Source organism: Fulverythrobacter fulvus (assembly GCF_037154085.1).
In the GTDB taxonomy this organism is placed as follows: Bacteria; Pseudomonadota; Alphaproteobacteria; order Sphingomonadales; family Sphingomonadaceae; genus Andeanibacterium; species Andeanibacterium fulvum.
In genome coordinates this window covers 123,165-139,616 of the sequence record NZ_JBANRM010000001.1, presented here as the reverse complement: position 1 = coordinate 139,616, position 16,452 = coordinate 123,165, and the positions used below count along the sequence as shown (strand labels likewise).

Below are 16,452 nucleotides of genomic sequence, written 5' to 3'. Positions count from 1 at the left end.
GGACCCCGGAACTAGTCCGGGGTGACAAGGGTGGATCATTCCCCAATCGCTATCGCAACCCGGTTGCAGATGCGCGCCAGCCGCTCGGCCCATTCTTCCTGCTGGGCGGAAGTAGTCACCTTGTCCTGCCGGATTTCCACCCCGAAATAGGGCCGCCCCTCCGCCTCGGCATGGACGTTCATCGTCGTGTTGAGGATCTTGCCCGAATAGGGCTCGTTCTCGCCCACATGCAGGCCTTCGGCCTCCAGCAGCGGGATCGCAACGCGCGAGGCGCGATCGTCCTGATTATACAGCACCCCGCAATCCCACGGGCGATGGCTGTGCGGATCGCTGGCAAGCTGCGGCGTGAAGCTGTGGAGCGAAAGGATCAGCGACGGCGGCGTTTCCGCCAGCAGGTGGGCCAGCGCACTGTGATAGGGGCGATAGAAACGCGCCAGCCGCGCCTCATGCACATCGCCGCGATTGCCGGGGATCTCCACCCCGTCGCTCACTTCCGGAACGCTGGCGAGGGGATCCTCGTCCCGGTTGAAGTCGCAGACCAGTCGGCTGACATTGCCCTGAAAGGCGGCGATCCCCGGCTGGCGGGCCATCAGTTCACCCACCGCGCCCACGCCGATGTCGATGGCGATGTGATCGTTCATCAGCGCCGGATCGATACCGAGGTCAATATCGGCGGGCACGAGGTTCGAAGCATGGTCCGAAATGACGAGGATGCCGCCGAAACGCGGGGTTCCCAATATCCGGTATGCCTCATGCTCGATCATCGCAGTCTGCCTTCCATGCGCCACCATTGGGGATGTTCCTGCGCTAGCCGCTCTGCCGCGTCGCGCAAGGCCTGCGGGCTGTCGAACAGGGCAAAACAGGTCGCCCCGCTGCCGGACATGCGCGACAGCCAGGGGCCTGTTGCCTCAAGATCACGCAACACATCGGCGATTTCGGGGCAGAGGGAGATGGCGGGCGCTTCCAGATCGTTGCGCCCTTCCAGCGCGATCTGCCGCGCACTGCCTTCCGGCATGGGCCCGCGATCCTGCCCGTCCCACGCCTTGAACACCGGCCCGGTAGCCAGCGGAATGCGGGGATTGACCAGCAGCACGGGCGTTCCGGCAAGATCGGCCGGGCCGGGCTCCAGCTGCGTCCCCGTGCCGCGCCCCACGCAGGTCACGCTTTCCACGCAGGCGGGCACATCCGCCCCCAGCCGCGCGGCACGTTCGCGCCAATCGTCGGGCAGACCATGCATGCGCTCCACCAGCCGGAACACCGCCCCGGCATCGGCGGAGCCCCCGCCCAGCCCGGCCGCGACCGGCAGGTTCTTTTCCAGCGCGATCGCCAGCCCATCCGCGCGCGGCAAGGCGCCCAGCGCGCGGGCGACGATATTGCCGAAGGGATCGGTCAGTGCACCGCCGAATTCGCCGGTTACGACAAGGCTGTCCTCCTCCGCCTGCCGCGCGGTGAGTTCATCCCCAGCATCGACAAAGGCGAAGAGCGTTTCCAGCTCATGATACCCATCCTCCCGCCGCCGCCGGACATGCAGGGCGAGATTGATCTTGGCGTAGGCGGTTTCTTTCATGCTTCCTCCCCGTCCCGGGGAGGGGGACCATCCGCAGGATGGTGGAGGGGCACGCGCGGGGTCATCGAAGCACCAATCCTGTCACAACAAACCTCAACTACCCGCTCCATCGCCGCCCCGACATCGTCCAGCACAGCCTTGGCCGGGACACGCAATGTAGCAACGCCTTGCGACCTGAGGAAATAGGACCGAGCAGCATCCGCCTTCGCCGCCCGCATTCCGCTATGGGTAAATCCGTCCACCTCGATCGCCAGACGGGCCGCCGCACAATAGAAATCCAGCACGTAATCCCCTGCCGGATGCTGCCGGCGGAATTTCAACCCTTGCGGGCGTTTGCGCATTTCCCGCCAGAGCATCGCCTCAGGCAAGGTCATTTCGCTGCGCAGTTTGCGAGCGCGTTTGACTGTGTCGCGAGGTCCGGTGATCACCCCTGTGCCCCTCCACCACCTGCGGTGGTCCCCCTCCCCCGCTGGGGGAGGATTTCACATATTCGGATAGTTCGGCCCGCCGCCGCCTTCTGGCGTTACCCATTCGATGTTCTGCGTCGGGTCCTTGATGTCGCAGGTCTTGCAGTGGACGCAGTTCTGGGCGTTGATCACCAGGCTGGGATTGCCTTCCTCCACGCCGACGAATTCATATACGCCTGCCGGGCAATAGCGGGCTTCCGGCCCGGCATAGACCGGCAGGTTGATCTCGACCGGAACCTCCGGGTCTTTCAGCTTCAGGTGACAGGGCTGGTCTTCCTCGTGATTGGTGTTCGACAGGAACACGGAGGAAAGCCGGTCAAAGCTGATCACGCCATCGGGCTTGGGATAGGCGATGGGCTTGTAATCCTTCGCCTGTCCGGTGGCAGAGGCATCGGTGTGATGGGCCATGGTGAACGGCAGGCGGATGCCCAAAGTGCGCAGCCACATGTCGGCGCCCGCCAGCACCGTGCCCAGAGTTCCGCCGAACTTTGCCACCAGCGGCTCGGCATTCTTCACCAGTTCCAGTTCCTTGGCGATCCAGCTCTGGCGCAGGGCCGCGCCATATCCGGTCAGCTCGTCATTCTGGCGGCCCGTCTGGAAGGCTTCGGCAATTGCCTCGGCGGCGAGCATCCCGCTCTTCATCGCGGTATGGCTGCCCTTGATGCGCGGCACGTTCACGAAGCCTGCCGAACAACCGATCAGCGCACCGCCGGGGAATTCCAGCTTCGGCACGGACTGCCAGCCGCCTTCATTGATCGCCCTCGCGCCATAGGAAACGCGGCGGCCGCCTTCCAGAATGGCGCGGATTTCCGGGTGCTGCTTCCAGCGCTGGAATTCCTCGAAGGGATAGACATAGGGGTTCGCGTAATCGAGAGCGGTGACGAAGCCGAGCGCCACCTGCCCGTTGGCCTGATGGTAGAGGAACCCGCCGCCCCAGCTGCCGCTTTCGCTCAGCGGCCAGCCCTGCGTGTGGAGTACCCGGCCCGGCACGTGCTTTTCGGGCGCGATGTCCCACAATTCCTTGATGCCGATGCCATAGACCTGCGGCTGGCAATCCCGCTCCAGATCGTAATGCGCCTTGAGCCGCTTGGTCAGGTGGCCGCGCGCGCCTTCGGCAAACAGAGTATATTTGGCGTGCAGTTCCATGCCCGGCTGATAGTCAGCCTTGTGGCTGCCATCCTTGGCCACGCCCATATCCTGCGTGGCGACGCCCATCACCGCGCCGCTCTCGTCGAACAGCACTTCCGATGCCGGGAAGCCGGGGAACACTTCCACGCCCAGCGCCTCGGCCTTTTCGGCCAGCCAGCGGCACAGATTGCCCAGCGAGCCGGTGTAGCAACCCTTGTTGCTCATCAGCGGGGGCATCATGGCATGCGGCATGTCGAGCTTGCCCGTGGCGGTCAGCGCCCAGTGCCAGTTATCGGTCACCGGCGTTTCAGCCATCGGGCAGCCATCCTCGCGCCAGTCCGGCAGCAATTCGTCCAGCGCCCTGGGATCGACCACCGCGCCCGAGAGGATATGGGCGCCGACTTCCGAGCCTTTTTCAAGGATGCAGACAGTCGCATCCGGGGCGAGCTGCTTGAGACGGATCGCGGCGGAGAGCCCGGCAGGGCCGGCTCCAACCACCACAACGTCATAGGGCATGGATTCGCGTTCGCTCATTTCGGGGCAGTCCTTGGTCGAAACTTGTGCCTTGGTGAACGCAGGAGCCTTGATTGCTGGCGGCGGCGAGGTCAAGACTGGCGGCCGAGATATGGACACGAGCTTTCCCCTCACACTGGCACAGCAGATCGCCGCCGCGCAGGATTGGTGGCGCGAGGCCGGCGTGGATCATGACTTTGCCGACGCTACGGAAGTCTGGCTGCGCGAGCCGGAAGAGGAAGCGCCCGCTGCCCCTGCCCGCCCGGCCTTCGCCATGCCGGCACCGGAACCCGAGGCGAGGCGCCCTGCCATCGGCGGCGATCCGGCAAGCTGGCCGCAGACGCTGGAGGCCTTCGGCGAATGGTGGCTGGCCGAGCCGAGTCTCGACATCGGGGGCGCCCGTCCGCGCATCGCGCCGCGCGGGGCCGCCGGGGCCAGCCTGATGGTTCTGGTGCCCGAACCCGAGCCGGACGATGCCGAAACCCTGCTGTCCGGCGCGCGGGGCCGGCTGCTCGCCAGCTTCCTGCGCGCGGCGGGAGTGGACCCGGCGCAGGTCTATTTCGCCAGCACGCTTGCCCGCCACACCCCGGCCGCCGACTGGGCCTCGCTGCTGGCGGGTGGCCTCGGCGCAGTGGCCCTGCATCACGTCGCGCTGGTCAGGCCCCGGCGCGTGATTGCCTTCGGACGCGACATCCTGCCGCTGATCGGCCACGATCCGACGCAAAACCCTGCATCTTTGCGAAAAATTAACCATCAAGGTTCGACTTTTCCGCTATTGGCGGAGAGGAGCCTCGATTTTCTGCTGGCGCGCCCGAATGCACGGGCCGGTTTCTGGCAGCGATGGCTCGATTGGACGGACGGCTCGGACTGACGGATGGCTCGCACGACACGCAAGGCGCTCGCCCTGTTTGCAGGCGGGATCGCACTCACCCTCACCGCGCCGGCCATGGCCGACAGCATCGAATATTTCCACGCCCATGCGACTGGCCGGAACGTGCCGACGCTGCTGCCCCAGTCCGACCGGGAATATTACACCGAGGTCTTCGGCGCGATCGACAAGGCGGACTGGAAGAAGGTCCAGGACCTGCTTGCCCAGCGCAAGGACGGGCCGCTGCACAAGGTGGCGCTGGCTGAATATTACCTCGCGGCCACCTCCCCCAAGGTCGAGCTGCCGCAGATCGAAAGCTGGCTGAAGGACGGCGCGCTGCTGCCCCAGGCCGATCGCATCACGAAGCTGGGCCTGAAGCGCGGCCTTGCCGCCGCGCCCGCCCTGCCCGGCGCCCAGAGCCTCTATCGCCAGCCCTCCATCCCCAAGCGCATCCGCCCCGGTGCGATCGAGGATGGCACCATGCCCGAAGCGGTGAAGAGCCGTATTCTGGAGCGGATCACCAACGACGATCCCGATGGCGCCCGCGAGGCGCTGGGCGGGGTCGACGCGCAGCTCAGCCCCGAAGCGCGCGCCGAATGGCGCCAGCGCGTGGCGTGGAGCTATTACATCGAGAACCGCGACAGCGATGCGCTGGCCCTGTCCCTCACCATCGGTGACGGTGCCGGGCCGTGGGTCGCCGAAGGCCATTGGGTAACCGGCCTTGCCGCCTGGCGCCTCAACGATTGCACTACATCCTTGTTCGGCTTCGAGAATGCCGCCCAGCGCAGCACCAATCCGGAACTGAGCGCCGCGGCCCATTACTGGGCCAATCGCGCCGCCGTGCGTTGCCGCATGCCCGAAAAGGCCAGCGCCCATCTGCGCGATGCCGCGCGTTCGGACGAAACGCTTTATGGCATGCTGGCGGCCGAACAGCTCGGCATGCAACTGCCCGACCGCTTCGCGAAGCCCGACTTCAACCAGAAGGACTGGGACCGCCTGCAGGGCAAGGAAAACGTCCGCATGGCCATCGAACTGGCCGAAATCGGGCGGGACGATCTGGCGAGCGAATTGCTGATCCATCAGGCCAAGATCGGCGATGCCGCGGATTACGAGGCGCTTTCCCGCCTTGCGCGCGGCCTTGGCCTGCCTTCCACGCAATTGTTCATGGCGAACAATGCGCCTTCGGGTGGCAAGGCCGATCCGGCCTCCGCCTATCCGGCGCCCAAGTGGATGCCCGTCACCGGCTGGGAAGTCGATCCGGCGCTGGCCTATGCCCATGCGCTGCAGGAATCGAACTTCCGCACCAGTGCCGTCAGCCCGGCCAATGCGCGCGGCCTGATGCAGATCACGCCGATCACCGTGCGCGAACATGCCCCGCGCCTGAACCTCTCGGCTTCCGCCGTCGATCTTGACGATCCTCGAGTCAATCTCGCATTCGGCCAGCAAAATCTTGAAATGCTGCGCGATTCCACCGCGACCGAAGGCAAGCTGCCCAAGATCATGGCCGCCTATAATGCCGGCCTCAGCCCCGTGACCCGCTGGAACAGCGAAGTGCGCGATCAGGGCGATCCGCTGCTCTACATGGAATCCATCCCTTATTGGGAAACGCGCGGCTACGTGGCCATCGTGATGCGCAATTACTGGATGTATGAGCGGCAGGCGGAAAGCGAATCGCCCAGCCGGATGGCACTGGCGCAAGGCCAGTGGCCGCTCTTCCCGGGCCAGCCCAAGAACGGCCGGGCCTGGCTTTCCGCGAAACGCGACTAATCGCGAAGCACGACTAATTCAGTAACCGGGCCGGTCTACGGCACCACTTCAGTCTTTCCCAGGGGGCCAATGCCATGGCGGTCGATCCCGCACGTATTTTCAAGCCGATCAATATCGCCCTTCTCACCGTATCCGACACGCGCGGCCCGGATGAGGACACGTCGGGAGACATTCTGGCGGAGCGGATCAGGACGGCCGGGCACAAGCTCGTCAGCCGCGCGCTGGAAAAGGACGATGTGAACATCATCACCGCACGGCTGAACAACTGGATCGACGACCAGAGCGTGGACGCCGTCATCATCACCGGCGGCACCGGCCTGACCGGCCGCGACGTGACGCCCGAGGCGCTGGAGCGCGTGAAGGAAAAGGACATTCCCGGCTTCGGCGAATTGTTCCGCTGGATCAGCTTCAACACGATCGGCACTTCCACCGTGCAATCGCGCGCCTGCGCCGTGGTATCGCGCGGGACCTATGTCTTCGCCCTGCCCGGATCGAACGGCGCGGTGAAGGACGGGTGGGACGGCATCCTTGCCGAACAACTCGACAGCCGCAACCGGCCCTGCAACTTCGTGGAACTGATGCCCCGCCTCAGGGAGAAGTGAGCGGGCGCGAGCGATTGGTTTGAATCGGAGCATTTTGTTTCGCAGTCATTCGCGCGCCTGATTGCTTTCAGATGATACGGTTCTAGCGTGACCGCGTGGACCGCCTCGCGCGGCCGGGCGCAAATCATCTGGGGATCATTCATGGCGCGTTTTTCGGGCACTGTCTCGACGCTGGCACTTACGTTCGTTCTGTTCGGGTGCGGGGGCGGCGGCGTCAATTCCACTCCGACGCCCAGTCCCACGCCGTCCGCCCCTCCGACGACCACGCCAAGCCCGGCCCCAAGCCCCACGGCCAGCCCGCCGCCTTCGCCCGCACCCTCGCCGGCTCCCTCGCCGACGCCGTCCCCGGCACCCAGCCCTGCGCCCACACCCGCGCCTACTCCGACGCCAACCCCCACTCCCACTCCCACTCCGGTTGCAACCACCCTGTTTCCGCTGAGCAAGTCGGGGACTTTCCAGTCGATCACCTCGACCCGCATCTCGCGCACCAGCGGTGACACGGCCAAGACCTTTGTCGGCAGGTCCGAGGTCATGGGCCGGGACAGCACGCTTTCGATCACCTACAATGTTGCCACCCGCAGCTATATGCTGGTCGACGATCGCAGCTTCACCACCGGCTATTCCGATGGCAGCACCATCACCGATCCGGGCTTTTTCTCGCAATTCGTCCATGCCGACCGTATATCCAACGGCAATTATTACGACACCTACCAACTGGATTCAGATACCAGCACCGACACATTGAAATTATTCGGAAATGTCCGATCCCGGTCGAGCACGAAGGGCGCGCCGATCAAGCTGGGCTATCTGAGCTTCGCCTTCTGGACCCACACCAACAAGCAGTCGGACGAAACCCGCGAAACCTATATGCTTTTCGGAAGTCCCACCGATGCGGACATGCCCAAGAGCGGCAGCGCCAGCTACAAGACCCATGTTGCCGGAAGCATGATCTCGGTCACCGGTGCCAATGGCGGGCCAGCCATCAGGCAGGATATCGGCGGATCGGCGAGCTTCGACGTCAATTTCGGTAATGGCAATGTCGCCACAACGCTTTCGCTCTCTACCGCGCCCGATGGGTCCTTCCTCGGCGATTATGCCGGCACCGGCACGATTTACGCGGGCAACCAGTTCAGCGGCACCTTTACCACGTCCGATCCCGATTTCAGGATGGGCGCATTCCTGGGCGGATTTTACGGCCCCTCCGCAGTCGAGATGGGCTATGCCTTCTCCATCTATAATTACGACGACGGGCTGGGCGGTGCATCCTACCGGCCGCCGACCAACACCTATTTCGAAGGAGTAGTCGTCGGCACGAAATAAGGCTGTCCTACACGCCGATCCGTGCATACTAGTCCCTGATTCGCTGTTTGTTCTCATCAGGAGGCGCGGATCATGGACTTCACGCAATTCACCGGCACTGGCCTGCCTGCCCGCAAGGACGGGTGGAGCGGTGCGCTCAAGATCAGATTCCTCGACCATCTGGCCACCAAAGGCACCGTGCGCGGGGCCTGTGCGGCGGCGGGCATGTCGGCCGAGGCGGCCTATCGCCTGAGGCGGCGCGATGCGCTGTTCGCGCGAGGCTGGGCCGCCGCCCTTGTGCTGGCGCGCGAGGCGGGTTCGGACGAACTTGCCTGCCGCGCGCTGGACGGGGTGGAGGAAGAAATCTGGTATCGCGGCGAAATGGTCGGCACGCGGCGCAAATACGATACGCGCCTGCTGCTGGCCCACCTCGCCCGGCTCGACCGGCAGGTGGAGCAATCCCCGGGCGAAGACGACGCGGCCCGGTTCCAGGAATTGCTGGCCGCACTGGCTGAGGGGGACAGGCCCTGCACATCGCCCGACGATCCGCTGCCGCCTTCCCGCGAGGATTTCATCGCCAAGGCCCGCGAACTCGCCTGGGGCGAGGCCTATCGGGCCCCGATCGACCGGCCCTGCGGCGCGGACGACTGCGACGGAGAGGAATGGGAGGAGGAAGAGGGGGAGATTGGCCGGGACGGCTATTATCGCGACGACACTCTCGAACAACGCGACGATGCCGCCTGGGCTGCCGGCGAAGAGGCCGCGACGCAGGCCGCCGCCCGCTGGGACGAATGGTTCGCGCGCGGCAGCGCGGCCGTGGCCACAGCCTGCGCGGAAACGGCCTCGCCCCGGCGCCTGCGGGGCTCGGCTTCCTTACTCAGCACAGTGTCAACCTTGTCAACTTCGGGGCTGGCGGGAGGGCCTCTGGCCTAGCTTGGCCCCTGCTTGGGCTCCCCCTCTCCAACTGCGGCTAGCGAGCAAGCTCGCAAGCCTTCGTATCCTCTCCCGCAAGGGGAGAGGAAAAGGGAGGGAATTGCACCTTTGCTCCTCTCCCCTTGTGGGAGAGGATAGCGCAGCTTGTCCGCGCAGCGGGCTAGCGGAGCTTGGAGAGGGGCCAGGCCAGCAGGACAGCCCGCCACCTCATCTTGCCAATGTTCCACATATGTTCTAATCAAACCCAATGCCCCCCCCTTCTCCCACGCGCGGCCGTGGTGCCCGGTCTTCCGTGCTTTCGCGGCGCTTCAACCTGCCCGCGCGGGAGGCGGATGGCGACTGGCGGGACGAAGCGGAGGCGATTGACGGGCCACCGCCCAAGCTGCGCACCACGGTTACGGAGGAACATCCGCGCACGATCCTGAGCTTCAACACCTCGCCCGACATTCCCTTCGACCGTTCGATAAATGCCTATCGCGGCTGCGAGCATGGCTGCGCCTATTGCTTTGCCCGGCCGACCCATGCCTATCTGGACCTCTCGCCGGGGCTGGATTTCGAAACGAAGCTGTTTGCCAAGCCCAGCGCGGCGCGGCTGCTGCGGGAGACACTGGCGCGCAAGGGCTACAAGGTGCAGCCCATTGCCATGGGGACCAATACGGACCCCTATCAGCCAATCGAGGCGCGCTACCGGATCACCCGGCAGATTCTGGAAATATGCCTGGAAACACGGCATCCGGCACTGATCACCACCAAGTCCGACCGGGTGCTGCACGATCTCGATATTCTGGCAGAGATGGCCGCCAAGCAGCTGATTTCCGTTTCGATTTCCGTCACCAGCCTTGATGCGCGCCTTTCCCGCACGCTGGAGCCACGGGCCGCGACACCGGAGAAGCGGCTGGCGGCGCTGGCGCGGCTTTCCCAGGCGGGCGTGCCCACTCATGTCTCGGTCGCGCCAGTGATCCCGGCGATCACCGATGGCGACATGGAAGCGATCCTTGCCCGCGCGGCGCAGGCGGGCGTGGGTTCGGCCAGCTGGATCATGGTGCGCCTGCCCCATGAAGTCGCGCCGATCTTCCGCGAATGGCTGGAAACCCATTTCCCCGACCGGGCGGAAAAGGTGATGGGCATCGTGCGTTCCATGCGCGGGGGCAAGGACAACGATAGCCGATATTTCAAGCGCTTCCGGCCCGAAGGTGCCTGGGCTTCTCTACTGCGCGACCGCTTCCGGCTGGCAGTGAAACGCGCCGGGATCAGGCAGGATTATGCCGAACTGGACTGCAATCTTTTCCGCCCGCCCGCACTGGACGGGCAGATGGACCTGTTCGGGTGACTGCTCGTCATTGCGAGCGTAGCGAAGCAATCCATGGCCCAGCGCGATCCTCCCTGGATTGCTTCGCTACGCTCGCAATGACGACAAGAGACTGGCCTAGGCGGCTTGGACAAATTCGGACCTGAATTGAGCGTCTGATATCCGGGAGTACGGCCCGCCGCCTAAATGATAGGAAAGGAGTGGAGAACTGCGAGTCCCCAATTCGTCATTCCCGCGAAGGCGGGAATCCAGTGGCAACCGTTGATCTGGATTCCCGCCTTCGCGGGAATGACGAAGGTAAGTGAGTAGAATCCTTATCCCAAGCCACCACGCCCGCTCATCCTGAGCTTGTCGAAGGACACGGGAAACCGTCAGCCCCATATCCCCTTGTTGGGCAAGCGCTGGCGCGTGTCCTTCGACAAGCTCAGGACGAGCGGAGGTAGGGCTGTCCGCAATGTTGTCGTATCCGGAACACCAGCTTCAAGGTCGAAACTCTGAAAAGCAGCTATGGAAGCTTGCGCTGAAATTTGTCCACGCCGCCTAGCCCGCCAGAACGTAGTCCCGGAACTGCTCGCGCAAATCCTTCTTGCTGATCTTGCCGGTGGCGCCATGGGGCAGCGCCTCCACGAATTCCACCGCGTCGGGCAGCCACCATTTGGCGACCTTGCCGGAAAGGAACTCACGGATTTCCGCCGCATCCACCTGATGGCCGGGCTTGCGGACGACCACGAGGATCGGCCGTTCGTCCCATTGCGGGTGGTGTATGCCGATGGCGGCAGCCTCGTGCACGGCAGGATGGCCCAAGGCGGCATTTTCCAGCTCGACCGAGCTGATCCATTCCCCGCCGGACTTGATGACGTCCTTGGTCCGGTCGGTCAGTTGCAGCGTGCCGTCGGGGTGGATGATGCCGACATCGCCCGTATCGAACCACAGATCCTCCGCCACGGCATCATGGGCGGCCCGGAAATAGCGCTTCACGACCCACGGCCCGCGCACCTGCAGCGCCCCTGCGGTCTTGCCGTCACGCGGCAGTTCGGTGGCCATGTCGCCCAGATCGACACAGCGCATCTCCACGCCGAAGGGCACCCTGCCCTGCAGCGCCTGTGCGGAAACCTGATCCTCGAAGCTCAGCTCGTCCCAGTTGGAAGGCTCGGCCCCGGTCGTGCCGATGGGGGAAGTCTCGGTCATGCCCCAGGCATGAGTCACGCGGATGCCCGCCTCCATCAGCCGCGCGATCATCGCCCTTGGCGCCGCCGCCCCGCCGATGATCGCCTGCTGCAGGTGCGGCAGGCTCTCGCCCGTTTCCTCCTGATGCTTGAACATGGCCAGCCACACCGTGGGCACACCCGCCGAATGCGTCACCTTCTCGCGCCGCATCAGCTCGCACAGCCCGGCCGCATCGTTGGTGGCGCTCATCACCACCTTGGCCCCGGCGGCGGCGCAGGACCATGGCAGGCCCCAGGCCGCGGCGTGGAACATGGGCACCACGGGCAGCATCACCGATTTCGGCTCGATCGCCAGCAGGGCGGGCTGCAACGCGCTCACCGCATGGAACATGCTGGACCGGTGCGTGTAGAGCACGCCCTTGGGATGGCCGGTGGTGCCGCTGGTGTAGCACAGGTGGCACGGCTCCTGCTCCGGCCCGGTGGCCCATTCGCCCTGCCCGTCTTCACTATCGAGCAGCGCGGCATAGTCGCCATCGTCGAAGCAGACATAGCGCTCGATCGTCAGCCACTTGTCCTTCAGCCGCTCGACAAGGGGCGTGAAGGCGGCATCGTGGAACAGTACCCGCGCCTCGGCATGGTTGGCGATATATTCCAGCTGGTCGTCGAACAGGCGGGGGTTGATCGTGTGCAGCACCAGCCCGGCCCCGGTGATCCCGTAAAAGGCGGAGAGGTGGTGCACATGGTTCATGCCCAGCGTCGCCACCCGCTCGCCCCGTGCCAGCCCGAGCCGCCCCAGTGCCTGGCGCAGCCGCATCGCATCGTGGCGCACACCCGCCCAGCTGGATCGCGTCTCGCTGCCATCGGCCCAGCGGCTGACGATCTCGCGCGCGCCATGTTCGCGCGCCGCATGGTCGATCAGCGCGCTGACTCGCAGTACCCAATCCTGCATTTCGCCCAGCATCGGCCTCTCCTCATCCCAGGCCTTCATGCCTGTGCTTGCACGCCATGGCAATCGACGGCAGGCTCAGGCGATGAGCCCCTTTCAGCAGGCCAAACTTGCCCTTGTGGACATGACCGGCCTCGCGAAGGACGCGTTGCATATCTATGTTTCGCTGGCGGTTTTCTTCGGCGCCTGCCTGATCTTCCGCTGGAAGGCGTGGCAGTGGAAGCCGTGGCTGCTGGTGCTGCTGGCGGCACTGGCGGGAGAGGCGCTGGACCTGCACGATCAATATGCCATCGGCTGCCCCCTGATGTGGGGCGAAAGCGCAAAGGACTTCGTGAATACCGCGATGGTGCCGACGATCCTGATGCTCAGCGCAAGGCTGAGCGGGCTGTTCCGGAAGGATCGGGCCGACGACTAGGCAACGAGGCGCAGATTGGTCCGCCCGCCCTGCGGCCGGAAGTCGCTGACCGTCAGCCCCTCGATGCTCGAAAGCCGTTCCACCAGTTCCCCATCCAGCGCGAAGTCGCGGCCGAGGCGGACCATCGGCCTCGCCTCCAGCCCGGCATCGAGCCGCGCCAGCACTTCGCCGCAGCCCGGATTGCCCGGCAGCAACGCCAGCCCGAGCTGGCGCAGCGCATCCTCGCTCTCGATCTCCACTGTCAGCTGCATGCGCGTGGAGCCGGTGACTTCCGCCAGCGGCCGTGCGCCGCGCACGGTGACGCGGGGCGGCTCGTCCGGGCTCGGCGCGTCGAGTTCCACTGTCAGCAGCACGCAGGTGCCATCGGCCGCCCAGCGCTGGAACGGTTCGACCAGGCTTTCCTCGAAACAGGCGGCGCTGAACTGGCCGGAACTGTCGGAGAAGTCCGCGCGGACAAAATCGTTGCCCTTGCGCGTCCGGCCCCGGTTCACGCCTTCCACCATGGCGGCCATCACTGCCGTGGTGCGCCCGCCGCCCGGCACGCCGCCTTCCATCAGGCTGGCGAAAGAGCGGGCGCCATTGGCCGAGGCGACTTCGCGATAGCTCTGCACCGGGTGTGCGGCGAAGTAGAAGCCGAAATTCTCCCGCTCCTTGGCCATCTGTTCGGCCTTGGGCCAAGCGGGAGTATCGACGAGGCGCAGAGCCTGTTCCTGATGATCCCCGCCGCCGAACAGCCCGGCCTGCCCGCTCTCGCGCTCGCGATTGGCGGCATCGGTCACGGCCAGCAATATGTCCGCATTGGCGAGCACCTTGGCGCGGTTCGGCTCGAGGCAATCGAAGGCGCCCGCGCCCGCCAGACCTTCCAGCTGGCGGCGGTTCATCGCGCCCGGCGGCATGCGCCGGAACAGGTCTTCCAGGCTCTCGAAGGGCCCGTTCGCCTCCCGCTCCGCCACCAGCGCATCCATCGCCTTCTCGCCGACATTGCGGATACCGGCCAGCGCATAGCGCACAGCGTGCCCCTCATGCGTCTGGTCGACCGAGAACTCGGCCTCCGACATGTTCACATCCGGCCCGGCGACCTCGATCTTGTTGCGGCGCATATCGTCCACGAAGACCGAGAGCTTTTCGGACTGGTGCATGTCGAAGCACATGGAGGCCGCATAGAATTCATGCGGGTAATGGGTCTTGAGCCATGCCGTCTGGTAAGACAGCAGCGCATAGGCCGCCGCGTGGGACTTGTTGAAGCCATAGCCGGCGAACTTGTCGATCAAGTCGAACAGCTCGTTGGCCTTGCCCTTCTCGATGCCGGAGACCTCCTTGCACCCTTCCACGAAGCGGGCGCGCTGCGTGTCCATCTCGGCCTGGATCTTCTTGCCCATGGCGCGGCGCAGAAGGTCTGCATCGCCGAGCGAGTAGCCGGCGAGGATCTGCGCAGCCTGCATCACCTGTTCCTGATAGACGAAGATGCCGTAGGTTTCGGACAGGATACCTTCCAGCTTGGGATGCGGATATTCGATTTCCGCCTCGCCATTCTTGCGCTTCCCGAACAGCGGGATGTTATCCATCGGGCCGGGGCGATAGAGCGAGACGAGCGCGATGATGTCGCCGAAATTGGTCGGCTTCACTGCCGCCAGCGTGCGCCGCATGCCTTCCGATTCCAGCTGGAACACGCCCACCGTGTCACCCCGCTGGAGCAGTTCGTAAACCTGTTTGTCGTCCCACGGCAGCGTATCGAGATTGACCTCGATCCCGCGCCGAGCGAGCAGGTCCACCGCCTTGCGCAGCACCGACAGCGTCTTGAGGCCGAGGAAGTCGAACTTCACCAGCCCGGAATCCTCGACAAACTTCATGTCGAACTGCGTCACCGGCATGTCCGAACGCGGATCGCGATAGAGCGGCACCAATTGCGCCAGCGGCCGGTCGCCGATCACCACGCCCGCGGCATGGGTGGAGGAATTGCGCGGGAAGCCTTCCAGCTGCATCGCCAGATCGATCAGCCGCTTCACATCCGGATCGGCATCGTACTCGCGCTTGAACTCGGCCACACCGTTCAGCGCGCGGGGCAGCGGCCAGGGATCGGTGGGATGGTTGGGCACCATCTTGCACAGCCGGTCCACATGGCCATAGCTCATCTGCAGGATGCGGCCCGTATCGCGCAGCACCGCGCGCGCCTTGAGCTTACCGAATGTGATGATCTGGGCGACGTGATCGTGCCCGTATTTCTGTTGCACATAGCGGATCACTTCGCCGCGCCGCGTTTCGCAGAAGTCGATATCGAAGTCGGGCATGGAAACGCGTTCCGGGTTCAGGAAGCGTTCGAACAGCAGGCCCAGCTTGATCGGGTCGAGATCGGTGATCGTCAGTGCCCAGGCCACCAGCGAGCCTGCACCGGAACCGCGCCCCGGCCCCACCGGAATGCCGTTTTCCTTGGCCCATTTGATGAAGTCGGCAACGATCAGGAAGTAGCCGCCGAAGCCCATGCGGTTGATGACGTCGATCTCGAATTCGAGGCGCTCGTCATAGACCTTGCGCTGTTCTTCCGTGAGGTCCTCGTAAGGCGCGAGCCGAGCGGCAAGGCCCCGGCGCGCGTCTTCCGCCATCATCCGTGCCTCGCCTTCCTTGTCGCCGGCGAGGCTGGGCAGGATCGGCTTGCGCTTGGGCGGAGAGACGGCGCAGCGGCGCGCGATGGTGAGGGTATTGGCCAGCGCCTCGGGGAGGTCCACGAATTCCTCCTCCATCAGCTCCGCCGACTTCACGAAGGCTTCGGGGGCGGAACGCGGCCGGTCCGGCGCATCGATCTGAGTGGAGTGCGCAATGCAGAGCATCGCGTCATGCGCCGCGTGGAAAGCCGGCTCGGCAAAATTGGCGGGGTTGGTGGCGACCAGCGGCAGGCCGCGCGCATAGGCGTAATCCACCAGCGCATCCTCGGCCGCTTCTTCCACCGGATCGCTGCGCCGGGCGAGTTCGATATAGAGGCGGCCGGGGAAGAACTCCTCCAGCGCCTGACCATATTCCCACGCGGCCTCTGCCTTTCCATCCGCGAACAGGCGCGCCATCGCCCCTTCCCCGGCGCCGGTCAGCGCGATCAGCCCGGCATTGTGCCCGGCCAGATCGGCGAAAGTGACATGCGGCTCAAGCTCCAGCGGGCGGTCGAGATGGGCGCGGCTGACGAGGTGGCACAGGCTGTTCCACCCGGCTTCGTCCTGCGCGAAAAGCGGCAGGTAATCGACCTGCTTCCCGTCTTCGCGAATGACTCCCAGCAGCGTGCCGATGATCGGCTGCACGCCCTGCTCGCGGCAGGCCCCGGCAAAGGCGACCGTGCCGTACAGCCCGTTGCGGTCGCAGATCGCGATGGCGGGAAACTTCCGCTCCTTCGCCAGCTTGGCGATGGCCTTGGGATCGATTGCCCCCTCCAGCATGGAGAAGGACGAAAAGACCCGCAGAGGAACGAAGGGAGCGAATGCCATGGAAA

General features: G+C 65.1%; 13 protein-coding genes. 7 read left to right on the top strand and 6 right to left on the bottom strand.

Annotated features, from left to right (window positions below; all coding sequences use genetic code 11):
* Positions 1-35: 35 nt before the first annotated feature.
* The 4 genes from WFP36_RS00660 to WFP36_RS00645 all read right to left on the bottom strand — a co-directional run bounded on the left by WFP36_RS00660 (position 36) and on the right by WFP36_RS00645 (position 3,696).
* Positions 36-764 carry an N-formylglutamate amidohydrolase gene (locus tag WFP36_RS00660; protein WP_336977002.1) on the bottom strand — a complete coding sequence of 243 codons (729 nt, stop codon included), beginning with the start codon at positions 762-764 and terminating at the stop codon, positions 36-38.
* The gene (locus WFP36_RS00655; protein ID WP_336977001.1) at positions 761-1,567 is read right to left on the bottom strand and encodes a 4-(cytidine 5'-diphospho)-2-C-methyl-D-erythritol kinase; all 807 of its coding nucleotides are present in this window, start codon (positions 1,565-1,567) and stop codon (positions 761-763) included. Before WFP36_RS00655 ends, WFP36_RS00660 begins: the two co-directional genes overlap by 4 nt.
* Positions 1,564-1,923: an endonuclease domain-containing protein gene (locus WFP36_RS00650; RefSeq protein WP_419716614.1), complete on the bottom strand. Its 360-nt coding sequence runs from the start codon at positions 1,921-1,923 to the stop codon at positions 1,564-1,566. The genes WFP36_RS00655 and WFP36_RS00650 overlap by 4 nt, the downstream gene beginning before the upstream one ends.
* Positions 1,924-2,049: 126 nt before the next feature.
* Positions 2,050-3,696 carry an electron transfer flavoprotein-ubiquinone oxidoreductase gene (locus WFP36_RS00645; protein ID WP_336976997.1) on the bottom strand — a complete coding sequence of 549 codons (1,647 nt, stop codon included), beginning with the start codon at positions 3,694-3,696 and terminating at the stop codon, positions 2,050-2,052.
* A 91-nt stretch (positions 3,697-3,787) separates the two neighbouring features.
* Here WFP36_RS00645 and WFP36_RS00640 point away from each other — a divergent pair, with 91 nt between their 5' ends.
* The 6 genes from WFP36_RS00640 to WFP36_RS00615 all read left to right on the top strand — a co-directional run bounded on the left by WFP36_RS00640 (position 3,788) and on the right by WFP36_RS00615 (position 10,474).
* Positions 3,788-4,546 carry a uracil-DNA glycosylase family protein gene (locus WFP36_RS00640; RefSeq protein ID WP_336976996.1) on the top strand — a complete coding sequence of 253 codons (759 nt, stop codon included), beginning with the start codon at positions 3,788-3,790 and terminating at the stop codon, positions 4,544-4,546.
* A 3-nt stretch (positions 4,547-4,549) separates the two neighbouring features.
* A complete protein-coding gene (locus WFP36_RS00635) occupies positions 4,550-6,310 on the top strand; it encodes a lytic transglycosylase domain-containing protein (protein ID WP_336976994.1) in 1,761 nt (586 codons plus the stop codon).
* Positions 6,311-6,384: 74 nt separating this feature from the next.
* A complete protein-coding gene (gene moaB, locus WFP36_RS00630) occupies positions 6,385-6,912 on the top strand; it encodes a molybdenum cofactor biosynthesis protein B (protein WP_336976993.1) in 528 nt (175 codons plus the stop codon).
* A gap of 141 nt (positions 6,913-7,053) precedes the next feature.
* A complete protein-coding gene (locus WFP36_RS00625; RefSeq protein WP_336976991.1) occupies positions 7,054-8,232 on the top strand; it encodes a transferrin-binding protein-like solute binding protein in 1,179 nt (392 codons plus the stop codon).
* Positions 8,233-8,304: 72 nt separating this feature from the next.
* Complete coding sequence (locus WFP36_RS00620; protein ID WP_336976989.1) at positions 8,305-9,144, top strand: hypothetical protein; 840 nt, start codon at positions 8,305-8,307, stop codon at positions 9,142-9,144.
* Positions 9,145-9,391: 247 nt separating this feature from the next.
* A complete protein-coding gene (locus WFP36_RS00615) occupies positions 9,392-10,474 on the top strand; it encodes a PA0069 family radical SAM protein (RefSeq protein ID WP_336976987.1) in 1,083 nt (360 codons plus the stop codon).
* A gap of 519 nt (positions 10,475-10,993) precedes the next feature.
* Here WFP36_RS00615 and WFP36_RS00610 read toward each other — a convergent pair.
* Positions 10,994-12,580 carry a long-chain fatty acid--CoA ligase gene (locus WFP36_RS00610; RefSeq protein WP_336978657.1) on the bottom strand — a complete coding sequence of 529 codons (1,587 nt, stop codon included), beginning with the start codon at positions 12,578-12,580 and terminating at the stop codon, positions 10,994-10,996.
* Positions 12,581-12,650: 70 nt separating this feature from the next.
* On the opposite strand from WFP36_RS00610, the gene WFP36_RS00605 reads away from it, so the two are divergent.
* Positions 12,651-12,980 (top strand): hypothetical protein, encoded by a 330-nt coding sequence (locus WFP36_RS00605; RefSeq protein ID WP_336976986.1) that lies wholly within the window; start codon positions 12,651-12,653, stop codon positions 12,978-12,980.
* Here the strand turns inward: WFP36_RS00605 and dnaE are convergent.
* Positions 12,977-16,447, bottom strand: a complete 3,471-nt coding sequence (gene dnaE, locus WFP36_RS00600; protein ID WP_336976984.1) for a DNA polymerase III subunit alpha — start codon at positions 16,445-16,447, stop codon at positions 12,977-12,979. The genes WFP36_RS00605 and dnaE overlap by 4 nt on opposite strands.
* Positions 16,448-16,452 lie beyond the last annotated feature (5 nt).